Genomic DNA, 13858 nt, shown 5'->3' with positions numbered 1-13858 from the left:
ACCCACATGAAAAGGTCAATTCTGATAGTAGGAAGCTTTATTATTTTATGTTCCCTGAACAGTTATACTGTTCATCATTTTAAGAGCGAAGCAGATTCATTGCGTACCCTGTATAGTAAGCCCGTGACGGAATGGCCAAGGCCTGATATAGATAGTGGTATACACTATGAAGAGATGCAGGCATTGCCAAAAGAGAATGCCTGGGCAGATGGAATGAAAGATCCGGAAGTGCAATTAGGGAAGTTGTTATTCTTCGATCCACGTTTATCGCGTTCCAGCCAGATCTCCTGTAGTAGTTGTCACGAGCCGGATCTGGCCTGGACAGATGGCCGAAGGGTTTCCTTAGGTAATGATCATTTGCAGGGTACACGAAATACACCGACGCTGCTGAATGTATTTATTTACGGTGGTAGTTATTTCTGGGATGGCAGGGCGAATAGCTTAGGCAATCAGATCTTCGGGCCATTGAGTGCGCACCATGAGATGGATATGGATACGGCATTGCTGCCCGCAAAATTGCAGGACATCAAAGGATACGATTCTCTGTTTAAAACGGTATACAAGGATAGGGTAACATTGTCGCATATCAGCACCGCGCTGACGGCATTTGAAAAAACCATTCGCAGCAGGAAGAGTCGGTTTGATTTATTCCTGCAAGGGAAAGATAGTGCCTTTACCGATCAGGAGATCAAAGGACTGCATGTGTTCCGTACCAAGGCACGTTGTATGAATTGTCACCACGGCACCTATCTGACCGATAAGCAGTTTCACAACATTGGTCTTACTTATTACAAGAGTAAATATGAAGACCTGGGCAGGTATGAGATTTCAAAGGATACAAATGATGTAGGCCGTTTCCGTACACCGTCATTGAGAGATGTGGCGTACACAGGTCCTTATATGCATAACGGCCTTTTCCCTGAGTTGGAAGGCATCGTGAATTTATATAACAGCGGTATGCAGATCAGGCCAAGACCAGAGTTGGAAAATGATCCGATGTTCCCGAAAACAGATGTGATCATGCGACCATTGAAGTTAACATTAGAAGAAAGAAATGCAGTAGTAGCCTTCTTAAATGCGGTATCTACGCGACCAATTCATGTAGCAAGGCCAGTTTTACCCCAATAATTGTGTGTCCCTTTTAAAAAGGGACACATTATTTTATTTTGTTAATTGAAAAAGTGTAATATCTTTGCACCGGGACAAATAAAAAAACATTAACCCTTTTAGTGGTAACCCGAATTATTTATTCTATAAACCTATACTGAAACTCAAAACAAACATGAAAAAACTCCTGTTTTCTGCTGCTGTTGCGGCCCTGTTCTTTACTGCCTGTAAGAAAGATGATGACAACTCCAACAAAGGATCTTTTACTGTAAATGGCAAAACCTATGTAACTAACTATGGTTACGAATCCATCGATGCATCTGAAGGTAATGGCTGGGGGGATATTGCATTTTTCAGCGATAACCTGACTACACTGAACAGCGAAACTTATACTGGTACTGTTCACTATGTAGACCTGGGTATTGACACATTGATTGATGGTGCTACCTACACTTATCTGTCTTCCGGCGATGCGTCATATGACAAGACAAAGAACTTTTATTATGCTGAAGTGGAAGCTAACATGAAGCTGGTAAATGGTAGCTGGGTTTCTTCAGCTGACGAAGTGGAACTGTACAGCCCCAATAGCGGTACAGTAACCGTGAAAAAATCTGGTAGCGATTATACTGTTAGTTACAATCTGAAATATGATGATAATGTAACTGTGACAGGTAGCTATTCTGGTACTTTGAGCAAAGAATAATATTTCTGTAACGACTAAAAAGTACTTTACTCGTTAAAACAAAAGGTGAATATTTTAGTTACAAAAATAGACAGAAAGCTGTCCGGGGCAAGCCGGGCAGCTTTTCTTATTTTAAAGAAAGAAAAAGAGAATTTATACCAACCCCTACAGCTTAACTTTCCTTTATCATTACCTTAACTTTTTATTAAAAGACTATTATCCACCTTAGCGCTATCACGGTAGCGGATCAACTGTCACTGCAGTTTTGATCCGAAGGGATTGCTAATGAAGATGTTGTTTCGCTATCCTTTTCTAACCAAACAAAACCTATGCGCAAAATTTTTACGCTCGTTATCCTGTTGCTCATTTTTTCTTCTACATCATTTGCACAGGCGAAAATTGCCTATGTAAATATGCAACAATTAGTTATCAGTATGCCGGAAGCTCAGAAAGCATATGATTCACTCCAACGGTATCAACAGGCATTACTGAAAGATGGACAGGCATTGGTTGTTGCGTACCAGGCGAGAGCCAATGAATTTGACAGTTTGCAGGAGAAAATGAGCCCTGCTATCAGGGAAGTGAGATTGAGAGAGCTGGAACAATCTAAAAACAACATTGAAGAATACCGGCAAAAGATGGAGCAGCAGCTTTCGGACCGGGAGGCAAAATTGACGGCTCCGATTCTGGCCAAAGCGAAGAAAGCCATCTCTGACCTGGCAGTAGAGAAAGGTTATGTATGTGTACTCGATAATTCAAAAGATATTGTAATTACGGCTACCTGCGAAGATCTTTTGCCGACAGCCAAACAAAAATTAGGCATAAAATAAGCGGTCTTTCGCCATTGCTCCCAACCCACACACGACAAACGAAAGATGTATTCAAAGTAGCCCCTCCCAATTCGGGAGGGGTCCTACTAAATGATTAACCACCTCAATAAAGATTTTTTTTCCATTAGTTGTCTGAATAAAAAACGGCTGTTTCATTTCTGAAACGGCCGCATTTATTTTATCCGGCCTTTTTACAGGCGGCATGTATTTTTATTCTAAGCCTTATACTTACGGTATTTATCTTTATTCTAACCGTTATTTACAGGCGAATAGTAGCTGGCAGGTACTTCGCAATCAAATCTTCATAATAAGGCTTTAATTCGGAAATAACCGGTGGTTTTGGACTCTTGCTATACAGATCATATGGATTGAATTTCTTCACCCACTCAAACATTTCTTTATCATGATTGGTCATGAGGTGCTCGTAGGCATGTTCCCTGTGTTGTGAATAGAATGAGTGATAACGGATCATGTACAGGGCCGGTTCCGGCAGGTAATTCTTCGTCATCTGGTACAGGTATTCATCATGGCCCCAGCTCATGGATACATTATCCAAACCGCAGTGCGGGCTGTAAATACCATATTTGGAATTATAACGCTCGTCTCTCGTATCAGGGTTAAGTGCGAAAAATTCCGGATAGACAATCTTATCTGAGAAAGCACATCCTACAGGAAAGGTATCTCCTACTACCGCCCATTGGGCTTCGCCGAACAGGCACAATACTTTGCCCATGTCATGGATAAAACCAGTGAGCACAAACCAGTCAGGGTGACCGTCTGCACGGATCGCCTCTGCGGTTTGCAACAGGTGTTGCAGCTGGTCAAGGTCAATGTCAGGATCGGAATCGTCCACTAAAGTGTTCAGGAATTCCATGGCGCCCCATACAGGCATTTCTTTTCTGTTGAAACGGAGGAAATCTGCCCTCTTCTGCTGCACAAACTCATAAGTCTGATAGGTATGATTAAGGCGGTAAAAATCCCGAACAGTGTCTCTGCCAGGGTTTTCATAATTACGAAACTCTTCTTTGGCTTTGGCTGGTTCACCGGCATCCGGGTAGCGCAGGAGTACATCATCTTCCCATTGTTCTATGCTCTGCAGTGGGTGTAATTCCTCACCGGAGAAATTATGTGCTTTCATACGTGTAGATTTAAGTAAAAGAGTGGAATCAGACTTAACAATCTGAATTTACAAATTACAATCGATTTCAACAAATGATTTTGGGTGATTTTGAGAGTGTTTTGTGCTTTTTTGCAAAAAAATCCCGTTTTGCCTTCGGCAAAACGGGATTTTTTTGAGCTTTTGAAATTCAGGACAAACAAAATAGTTTTACCAGAAAACCGTATACAAAGCTGTGAGGATACCCATTATAATAACGGACCCCACTACAAATGCAGGGGATGCCTTGAACAATTTCTTATCTACTATTATCACCGGCTGCTGGTATTTACTGTTTTCCTCTGTATAAGTCAGGATCAGCATAATTACTATCAGCAACCCAAACACAATACTCATTCTATCCAAAAACGGAAAATCCGGGAAGGCCCCGCCTGTCCACACCGGCAGAAACTTGAGCACGGCTGATAATGGAATTGTGAGCAAGGCACCCGCCATGGCAGCTCTTGTAGTTGTTCTTTTCCAGTACAACCCTAAGAGGAAGATGGCTAGTACACCAGGTGCAATGAAACCTACATACTCCTGTATAAACTGGTATGCCTGATCCAGTGTACGCAGTGCTGGTGCTACCATCGCAGCTATGAGCATGGCAACAACTACTACATAACGACCTACTTTTACCAGCTCTTTCTCCGTCGCATCTTTTTTGAAGAACTTATGATAGATATCCAGTGAGAAGATCGTAGAAATACTATTTGCCTTACCCGCCAGAGACGCCACTACAGCGGCTGTGAGCGCGGCAAATGCCAGTCCTTTCAGACCTGCCGGTAATAAATTCAATAATGTAGGATACGCCTGATCCGGTTTTAATGCACCTGCCGCATCATGCAGTTCTGCACCAAATACCCCATTCTGGTATAATACATATGCTGCAATGCCCGGCAGTACAGCAATAACAGGGATCAGTAATTTCAGGAACGCTGCAAACAGGATACCGCTGCGCGCTGTTTTCAGATCCGCACCCAGCGTACGCTGTATAATATACTGGTTACATCCCCAGTAGTTTAAATTATTCACCCACATCCCTCCTATCAACACGGATAATCCCGGTAGATCTTTATAATACGGGTGTGTGGAAGGAAAGATCATATGAAAATGCGTATCCGCTTTTTCCTTTATTAAGCTCAATCCTTTGAAAATATCATCACCATATCCAAAATGTCTGCTCACCATGTGCAGGGCGAGATAGGTCGTAGCCAGACCACCCACGATCAGCACGATCACCTGTATCACATCCGTATAGCCGATCACCTTCATACCGCCCAAAGTCACGACTACGGCAAATAGCGCCAGTCCGAAAATACACCAGTAAAAATCGATCCCGGATATCGCAGAGATGGCCAGTGCACCTAAATAAATAATAGAAGTTAGGTTGACAAACACATACACCAGCAACCAGAACACAGCCATGATGGTACTCACCGTGGAATTGTACCGCTGTAATAAAAACTGTGGCATGGTGTAAATCCTGTTTTTCAGGTACACGGGTATAAAAAACACTGCGACAATAATGAGCGTGGCGGCACTCATCCATTCATAAGTGGATATTGCCAATCCCAGTGCAAACCCTGACCCGGACATTCCGATAAAGTGCTCTGCACTGATATTGGACGCGATCAGTGAAGCTCCGATAGCCCACCATGTCAATGATCCTTCTGCCAAAAAGAAGTCTTTGGAACTCGCCATGGCAGACTTCTTGCGACTGTAGATCCAGTAGCCGTAACTTGCTACTATCACAAAATAAATTAGGAAGACGATATAATCGAGTTGCTGTAAATGCTTCATTACAACTAAGCTGTTTAATTGGCCTTAGGGAAAATTATAACTGGGCAAAGAAAGGAAAATATACGGAATTAATGCAGGCTTTTCATTTTATATTATATTTACCCAATATGCTGGAAGTTGACAAAAAAGACGCCCATCTGCTTGAAAGAGCCATTTCACAGTGGGAAACCGATTCCCTTATCACCCCCGACCAGGCACAAAACCTGCGAGGTACCTGGCACATCCGCACTACGGACTGGCAGGCGATTACCCTGTATATTTTTATTGCTGCTATTTCATGTGCACTCATGGCTTTCGGCGCACTGGTGCTGGATGAAAAATGGATTGAAGTACTCAGACTAAAGTTCTCGCTGGACGATGGCATTATCTCTGCGGGATTTGCACTACTCACTGTATTCCTTTGTATCCACGGTTACCGCAGGCAACAACGCTATCCGGTGTACTCACTCAACAGGGAATTATTCTGGCTATTGCCTATACTGAGTATAGGAGTCAGCGTTGTCTATTTAGGCAAGTCATTTCATTATCTCAATGGGAACTACGGTGTGTTTTGGCTAGCCGCTACGGCCTGTTATGGTGCACTCGGCGTGGTGTTGTCAAGTCGGCTGTTGTGGTCTGCGACCCTTCTATGTCTCATACCTGCGTATGTAAAACTCACTTATTTTCTCAGTCATGGTCAGCCCTATTTCTGGGGTATGAACTTACCTTGCCGGATGGTGCTGCTGGCGGGGTTGATGATGCTGATCCATGCCGCTTTTTATAAAAATAAACATTACAAACGGATTGAGGATATCACCTGGACGGGGGCGTGGTTATTGTTATTGCTTTCGGGGTGGTTGATTTCAATTTTTGGGAATACGGCCAACTGGGAAGAATGGCAGCAGGTAAGGCAGATACACCTGCTCTGGTGGGTGATTGGATTTACGATCCTGTGTGTGGGGTCGCTGCTTTGGGGCATCAAAAAACATGATCCTATGATCAGGGATATGGCTGTATTATTCCTACTACTGGATATGTATACACGTTATTTTGAATATCTCTGGGACCGTACCCACAAAGGACTCTTTTTCGCCATACTGGCGGCATCTTTCTGGTGGATCGGAAAACTATTGGAAAGAAGATTAAGAAAAGGCTGATCCTGATGGATCAACCTTTTCTTTCAACTAATGCGCGATTTCAACCTCTCTTACCTGGTACCTTCCTGTATCATAAAAACTCCAGTCATAATTTGCGGTGATCCACGACCGCAGGATCATGATAAACCTTTCCAGTTCCTTATCCATCACTTCTCCAAAAGACGGAACCAGTTTTTCGAGTGCTGTGAACAGTTTCACCTCTTCATTGTGCATACGTGCAGTTTCATCTACTGCTTCCTGCAGAGATAACTGCCGCTCATGCCGTAATACAAGCACGAGGTTGTGCACATCACCCTGTTTTGCTTCCTTGGCGCAGGAGAAGATGTCGTTGCTCCAACATACAATATTATTACAAGCTAAAACCAATCTCTGCACAATAAAATGTTGCAGAATTTCAGAAGGGAGGTAAACTTTTTCGATGATTTCAATGGCCTCCACATCTGCAAACAGTGCCCCGGTATAAGGGCGCATAGTCACGTATTCTGCCACAGTCGGCGTAACATTGGCGGCGCGGTTACCGGCCTCCCAATGGCAGGAAGTAAAGTATTCTTCCATACTCCTGATAAACCGTAATTGCCAGCCCGGAGAACCTAATGCCTGCATGCGGTCCCAGATATCTGCAAAACTGCGGCCGAGGATACTATCCACTGGCGTATTATTACGTATGATTTGCATAAAACTGTCCGTCACGCTCTCCAGGTATACCGCTTTCTTACCCAGTTGTGCTTCATCACACTGGTCGTCGAGCATAAAAAGCCAGGTATTAAAGTTGGCGATCACACAAAGCTCATGTAGGGCTGCATACGGAAAAGCCCTTGCTGCCAGCCATGCAAAGCGTGCTTTATTAAATTTAGCAATGCCTTCCGGCGAATTGACAAGACCGAACTGAGTAACAAAGGCCAGGTTCTGGGCGTGTGCAGCTTCTACATGCTGGTTAATAAATGAGGGAAACGGATAAACTATCCGTGGCATAATGATCGTTGGCATAATAAATTAGGATTTTGAGTGGGTACATGCATCTGCGGCAATAAAGGGCGTAAAAATGAGAAAGGGCCCGACCTTCCGGAGGCGCCGGATGATCAAACCCTCAAACATTCAGGAAAAGGAGTCTCCGGTGCTGTCATTAATAATGACTGCTCCATTGCTCTCTTACTGCATTTTGACAACCTTATTTGCCCAGATGCTCAATAACTTTTGGAAAAGCCAGCTTAAACCAGCTGGTAAACTGTGCGGGTTGTTCCTGCAACAACCGGGTTATTGTTTCTACGGATATAAACCGATGGTCGTTTACTTCCTGTGGGTTCGGGTTAATTGTACCGTTATATGTCCCCATGAGTACATGGTCATACTCATGCTCAATCAGACCATTATCAAAATCTGTACGGTAGGTAAACTGAAACAATTCGGACAACGGGCAGTCGAAGCCCATTTCTTCTGTTAATCGTCTGTGGGCTGCCTGTGTAACTGTTTCTCCTGGCATAGGATGGCTACAGCATGCGTTGGTCCATAATCCACCTGAATGATACTTATCAAGTGCACGCTGATGTAACAGCATGTCTCCGGCATCGTTCCTGATAAATACAGAAAACGCCCTATGTAATAGTCCTTTCCGATGTGCTTCCATCTTCTCCATTACCCCCGTCACTTCATCCTGTTCGTTAACTAGAATTACCTGTGCTTCCATAATCGTAACAAATATACTAAAACCCGGTTGGCATTATAAACAACTGGCAATTTGAATGCTGAATGACAAGCATCATGCTTGTGGCGGCGAATGAATGGTTCTCATGTTTGTTGTCTTTTAAAAGGTTCTGTTTGCGTGGGATTTTCAATAGGTGCACCGTTAATGGAAGAACGGGCTGTCAGGCTAAAAATACGCCCTGAATATACGACATTTATTTGTTCATTTTATCTTTTAACTACGGTAGTGGCTGGTCTGGCCCATATCCCCGGTTTACCTTATATTTGCACCTTATGGCAGAAGATTTAAGCATTGTACAAGGAGACAAAATAGCCCAATACCAATCTATCATTCCGCAAATCAAGGCGCTGATCGAAGGTGAACCCGATCTCGTGGCGAACCTCGCTAATACAGTAGCTGCCCTGAAAGAACAATTTAACTGGTTTTGGGTTGGATTTTATCTGATAAAAGGAGATGAACTGGTACTTGGCCCCTTCCAGGGTCCTGTAGCCTGCACCCGCATTAAAAAAGGACGTGGCGTATGTGGCGCCAGCTGGGCACAGTCCGCTACCCTCATTGTTCCTGACGTTGAAAAATTCCCGGGGCATATTGCCTGCTCGAGTCTCTCGCGATCCGAAATCGTATTACCCATCATCCGACGTGGCGAAGTGATCGGCGTACTGGATGTAGATAGCGAACACCTGTCACATTTTGACGAAACAGACCAACAATACCTGGAGGAAATAATCTCCGGCCTGAACTTTGAGGAATAATTTACCATTATGTTTTTCTTCCGTAAAAAATCTGAAAATGTCGAGACGAACCTGCCTTTCCTGGCAGGTATTGGCACTGATATTCATTCACACCTGTTACCCGCCGTGGACGACGGTTCGCAAGACCTCGACACGTCCATAGAATTTATTGAAACCTTACATTCACTCGGTATTCAGCATGTGATAACGACCCCTCACTGTATGATGGATCGTTATCCAAACTCGGTCGAAACACTGAGAAAACCTTACCAACAGGTAAAAAAAGCACTGGCTGAAAAAAATATTCCGGTGCAGTTTCACCATGCAGCAGAATACTACATGGATGAATTTTTTGAAGACCTGATGAAGGCTCCGCTCATGACACTGGATGGTGAACTGGTGCTGGTGGAAATCTCATTTATGAGTGCTCCGCCCCAATTGCATCAATGGCTCTTTGAACTCGCCGCACAAGGCTATCGCCCGGTAATGGCACACCCTGAAAGATATAATTACTACCATACGCAGCTGGAAGAATACAAAGTATTCAAGCAAAGAGGTTGTCTTCTGCAGGTAAACCTGCTCTCCCTGACCGGTTATTACGGCAGGCATATACAGAAAGCTGCGGAATGGCTGATTGAAAATAAATTGATTGACTTTATCGGGACCGATTTGCATCATAGCAAGCATCTACACGCAATTAAATCAATTGCGAAAGATAAAAAACTGGTGAAATTGCTGGAAACTTATGCATTCAAAAATAATACAATACAAATAGTACCACAATCTATCTAATTATTTAATCCTTACTTCAATTATGCAGCCCGTTGTACAGCAACACGTACCAGAAAACAGCCGCATCGCCATCATTGGCCTCGGCTATGTCGGCTTACCCCTTGCCATAGAATTTGCGAAAAAGTACCCCGTACTGGGCTTTGACATCAATTCAGATCGTGTAAAGGAATTAAGCAAAGGACAGGACAGAACCAAAGAAGCAAACCTGGATGAATTAAAGCAGGTGATCCAGGACCGAAAAAAAGAAGGTGCTCCCACAGGACTCACATTTTCTTCCGACAAGAAAGATTTGTCACAATACAATGTTTTTATTGTCACAGTCCCTACCCCCATCGATGAATTTAAATCCCCCGATCTCAAGCCACTTCTCAGTGCATCTTCCATGCTTGGCAGTATTTTGAAAGCAGGCGATGTAGTCATCTACGAATCTACAGTATACCCCGGCTGTACAGAAGAAGATTGCGTACCTGTACTGGAAAAAACATCTGGTCTTGTATTTAACAAAGATTTCTTCGCAGGCTATTCACCGGAAAGGATCAATCCGGGTGACAAAGTTAACACTCTTACAAAAATTCGTAAAGTCACCAGTGGTTCTACCCCTGAAATAGCTATTTATGTAGATGCATTGTACGCAAGCATTATTACCGCCGGTACACACAAAGCTCCAAGTATCAAGGTAGCAGAAGCTTCGAAAGCGATTGAGAATGCACAACGCGACATCAACATTTCATTTGTAAATGAACTGGCCCTCATCTTTGACAAGGTAGGTATCGATACCAACGATGTAATAGAAGCTGCCGGTACAAAATGGAATTTCTTAAAATATAAACCAGGATTGGTGGGAGGTCACTGTATTGGGGTGGATCCTTACTACCTGGCGCACAAAGCAGAAGCTCTCGGTTATCACCCGCAGGTCATCCTATCCGGCCGCAGGGTGAATGACCATATGGGGCACTTTGTAGCGAACAAGATTGTAAAACTTATGATCGAAAAAGATCATAAGATCAAGGGGTCAAAAATTCTGATCATGGGTATTACATTCAAGGAAAATTGTCCGGACGTGCGCAATACCAGGGTTGTGGATATTTATCATGAATTAATTGATTTCGGTCTGGATGTGACGATCTATGATCCATGGGCAGATTCGGAAGAAGTAAAACATGAATATGGTCTTGACATCGTTACTTCATTGAATGAAAATGAAATTTACGATGGCATTATCATAGCCGTTGCACACAAAGAATTTTTAACTTTCGATTTCAAAAAGTACAAACGCAATAATGGCGTAATTTTCGATACCAAAGCCTGCATTGACCGAAATCTGGTTGACTGCCGGTTATAATGCATTATATCTCATTTATCTCAAACGCTTCTGCTCACCGCAGAAGCGTTTTTCTTAAGATTTTTTCAATATCTTTACAGAGGTCTCGCACTCAAAAAACCCCATATCTTTTCTGTAAAGCCTCCCTAAGATTGTTATTATTCTATTCCGATCCTAAACCATTAATTAGATTCAACAACGATTGATTATTCTCATATCAACCGTATGGGAAAAACCGTATACCATGAACGCACCTAACAACGACCCTGGGCTTAATTACGCTACCCAGCGAATACTCTTAGTTACCGCCGATGCAGGCATGGCCCGGAAAATCCGGCAATTGCTTACGGAGCAATACACCCTTCTTAGCACCAGTTCTATTACGGAAGGTATAGGATTGGCTCATCAACATCATCCCGATCTCATTCTCTGCGATGCCATAGTGCAGGACGCCACAGGGTATCAGTTCCTGATTACACTCAGAAATGATTCAGTGCTGAAGCCTATACCTTTTATTCTCTTTTCCCGTCCGAATATGCCCGCAAATATGCGCAAAGGCATGAACCTCGGTGCAGATGATTATCTCGTAGCACCTTTTACCGGCGAGGAATTACTTAAAAGTATCCACTCCCGTATCAGCAGGTTTCATCACATCAGGGATACGCGAAATTATATAAAGGAAAATGTGATGCTACCCGAAGTAAGCACACTCGCCATCAATGACAGGCTGAGTAAAACAGAGGCTAAAATACTAAGCATGATTGCCAGAGGTATGAGCAGCAGGGACATCGCATCTTATAAATGCATCAGTGTCAGGACCGTCGATAATCACCGGCATAATATCACCAAGAAATTACAGTTGTCAGGCCCTAACGCGCTCGTGAAGTTTGCCATCGGTTACGCAGGCGCTATGAGATGACACTTATCGTAATACATGCTTTTTTACAATACCCAGTTTTTTCATCCTGGCCTCCAGGGTAGTGGGTTTAATATCCAGCATTGCTGCTGCGCCCTGCGGGCCTCTGATCTTACCATTGCATTGTTGCAAGGCCTGGATAATCACTGCTTTTTCGGTATCTGCCAATGTGGAAGCGGGTGGTGAAGTATCTGACGATGCCGCCACCTCTCTGCTGAGTGGCGGTGTGATCATAATATATAAGTCAGTGGAAGCAATGACCGCCCTCTCTACCAGGTTTTCCAGTTCCCGGATATTGCCCGGCCAGCGGTAACTGACCAGCGCAGCTATACAGGCAGGGTTGATGCCCCTGATTTTTTTCTCATATCGCAGGGCGGCACTGCCGGCAAAGTGCTGGAGCAAAACAGGGATGTCATCTATCCGCTCACGGAGTGGTGGTAAGTGAATAGGGAATACACACAAACGATAATACAGATCTTCCCTGAACCGGCCATTTGCCACTTCTTCTTCAAGGTTTTTATTGGTAGCTGCGACAATGCGAACATCTACTTTGATGATATTGTTGCCGCCCAGACGCTCGATTTCTTTTTCCTGCAAGGCGCGTAATAATTTCGCCTGCAATTCCAGTGGCAACTCTCCTATTTCATCCAAAAATAAAGTGCTTTTATCAGCGAGTTCAAACTTGCCGATCCGGCGTTGCAATGCACCTGTAAATGCTCCTTTTTCATGACCGAATAATTCCGATTCGATCAGTTGAGGGGGCAATGCGGCACAATTGACCTTTATCATAATATTGTTTTTCCTTGGCGAAGCGTTGTGAATGGCAGCAGCGAATAACTCCTTCCCGGTACCAGTTTCGCCGGTTAACAATACGGTCGCACTTGTAGGCGCAACCTGAGACACTAAATGTAATGCAGGTTGCAATGCCTTCCCGCCTATCATCCCTGAATTATTCACGACCAGTGGCAACGCCCCAGTCACCTTTTGTTGGTATTCTTCTGCCAATTGTAACAATAATACCTGCAGACATGCTGCGACGAATAACCCTGCAGATCTGTTCACTTCAGATTGCAGGGCTGATGAAAATGTATTGCTGGTTTCAGAGAGTAAACAAAGAAATCCTAAATTTTTATCTTGATAGTGTAAAGAATGTATCAGGGCCTCTTTTACACCGCTTTTAAACAAAGTGGTCTGGAAAGCATCTCTACGATCTGGGGTATGCAGCTCCAAAATGTTGGAGGTAAGATTGGATAGATACATAGGAAGGACCTTATCCGGAAAAACCGGAAATACAAAAGTATTGTCAGTATGCAACCACCAGCAGGTGATCATACCGTCCGCATCGGCCATGCCGATCAAAATCGAAATAGTGTGTAAATACGGTCTGAGTACAGACTGTATAAACGCCATTAATTCCGCTTCACTTTTAATCCCTTTCACAGCATCATGATCCGGTTGTGTACCCGTGGTTTCCCTGGGAACCAACCATTCTAACAACCCGAATAGCTCCATATTCCCAACTTTCGTTAACAGATGGCCTGTTCATGACCGGTCATGAACAGGCAGGACTCCAACATTTTGGACATGCAGTTGGATAACTCCAATATATCGGAGCCAGCATGGTTGTGAGAATTACACTATGTAATTGATTCACAGATAATTAATCTAATGGCATAGACATT

The 13858-nt window shown here is 43.7% G+C and carries 13 protein-coding genes; 8 read left to right on the top strand and 5 right to left on the bottom strand.

The genetic code is table 11. The features are described from left to right. Positions 1 to 6 precede the first annotated feature (6 nt). From BW716_RS22285 to BW716_RS22275, 3 genes are all read left to right on the top strand, one after another. The gene (locus tag BW716_RS22285; RefSeq protein WP_083726136.1) at positions 7 to 1128 is read left to right on the top strand and encodes a cytochrome-c peroxidase; all 1122 of its coding nucleotides are present in this window, start codon (positions 7 to 9) and stop codon (positions 1126 to 1128) included. 154 nt (positions 1129 to 1282) lie between these two features. Then, positions 1283 to 1810, top strand: a complete 528-nt coding sequence (locus BW716_RS22280; protein ID WP_083726134.1) for a hypothetical protein — start codon at positions 1283 to 1285, stop codon at positions 1808 to 1810. A gap of 308 nt (positions 1811 to 2118) precedes the next feature. Further along, positions 2119 to 2619, top strand: a complete 501-nt coding sequence (locus tag BW716_RS22275) for an OmpH family outer membrane protein (RefSeq protein WP_083726132.1) — start codon at positions 2119 to 2121, stop codon at positions 2617 to 2619. Positions 2620 to 2878: 259 nt separating this feature from the next. On the opposite strand, the gene BW716_RS22270 is transcribed toward BW716_RS22275, so the two are convergent. Both BW716_RS22270 and BW716_RS22265 read right to left on the bottom strand, forming a co-directional pair. After that, the gene (locus tag BW716_RS22270) at positions 2879 to 3757 is read right to left on the bottom strand and encodes an inositol oxygenase family protein (RefSeq protein ID WP_083726130.1); all 879 of its coding nucleotides are present in this window, start codon (positions 3755 to 3757) and stop codon (positions 2879 to 2881) included. A gap of 189 nt (positions 3758 to 3946) precedes the next feature. After that, positions 3947 to 5578: a sodium/sugar symporter gene (locus BW716_RS22265; RefSeq protein ID WP_083726128.1), complete on the bottom strand. Its 1632-nt coding sequence runs from the start codon at positions 5576 to 5578 to the stop codon at positions 3947 to 3949. Positions 5579 to 5685: 107 nt separating this feature from the next. Here BW716_RS22265 and BW716_RS22260 point away from each other — a divergent pair, with 107 nt between their 5' ends. Continuing rightward, positions 5686 to 6714, top strand: coding sequence for a hypothetical protein (locus BW716_RS22260; protein WP_143708971.1), 1029 nt, complete (start codon positions 5686 to 5688; stop codon positions 6712 to 6714). A gap of 27 nt (positions 6715 to 6741) precedes the next feature. Here the strand turns inward: BW716_RS22260 and BW716_RS22255 are convergent, their stop codons facing one another. Next, positions 6742 to 7701 carry a (-)-gamma-cadinene synthase gene (locus BW716_RS22255; protein ID WP_143708970.1) on the bottom strand — a complete coding sequence of 320 codons (960 nt, stop codon included), beginning with the start codon at positions 7699 to 7701 and terminating at the stop codon, positions 6742 to 6744. Positions 7702 to 7882: 181 nt separating this feature from the next. Continuing rightward, positions 7883 to 8398: an isopentenyl-diphosphate Delta-isomerase gene (gene idi / locus BW716_RS22250; RefSeq protein ID WP_083726122.1), complete on the bottom strand. Its 516-nt coding sequence runs from the start codon at positions 8396 to 8398 to the stop codon at positions 7883 to 7885. 290 nt (positions 8399 to 8688) lie between these two features. Between idi and BW716_RS22245 the strand changes: the two genes are divergently transcribed. From BW716_RS22245 to BW716_RS22230, 4 genes are all read left to right on the top strand, one after another. Then, positions 8689 to 9168, top strand: a complete 480-nt coding sequence (locus BW716_RS22245; protein ID WP_083726120.1) for a GAF domain-containing protein — start codon at positions 8689 to 8691, stop codon at positions 9166 to 9168. A gap of 9 nt (positions 9169 to 9177) precedes the next feature. Continuing rightward, positions 9178 to 9939 carry a tyrosine-protein phosphatase gene (locus BW716_RS22240; RefSeq protein ID WP_083726118.1) on the top strand — a complete coding sequence of 254 codons (762 nt, stop codon included), beginning with the start codon at positions 9178 to 9180 and terminating at the stop codon, positions 9937 to 9939. A 22-nt stretch (positions 9940 to 9961) separates the two neighbouring features. Continuing rightward, the gene (locus tag BW716_RS22235; protein ID WP_083726116.1) at positions 9962 to 11281 is read left to right on the top strand and encodes a nucleotide sugar dehydrogenase; all 1320 of its coding nucleotides are present in this window, start codon (positions 9962 to 9964) and stop codon (positions 11279 to 11281) included. Between the two features lie 223 nt (positions 11282 to 11504). Further along, the gene (locus tag BW716_RS22230; protein WP_143708969.1) at positions 11505 to 12179 is read left to right on the top strand and encodes a response regulator transcription factor; all 675 of its coding nucleotides are present in this window, start codon (positions 11505 to 11507) and stop codon (positions 12177 to 12179) included. Positions 12180 to 12182: 3 nt separating this feature from the next. Here BW716_RS22230 and BW716_RS22225 read toward each other — a convergent pair whose 3' ends face one another. Beyond that, positions 12183 to 13688, bottom strand: coding sequence for a sigma-54-dependent Fis family transcriptional regulator (locus tag BW716_RS22225; RefSeq protein ID WP_220388811.1), 1506 nt, complete (start codon positions 13686 to 13688; stop codon positions 12183 to 12185). Positions 13689 to 13858 lie beyond the last annotated feature (170 nt).

The organism is [Flexibacter] sp. ATCC 35208 (assembly GCF_001975825.1).
GTDB lineage: Bacteria > Bacteroidota > Bacteroidia > Chitinophagales > Chitinophagaceae > Chitinophaga.
The sequence above is the reverse complement of the archived record's forward strand: the minus strand, read 5'-3'. Positions and strand labels throughout refer to the sequence as shown.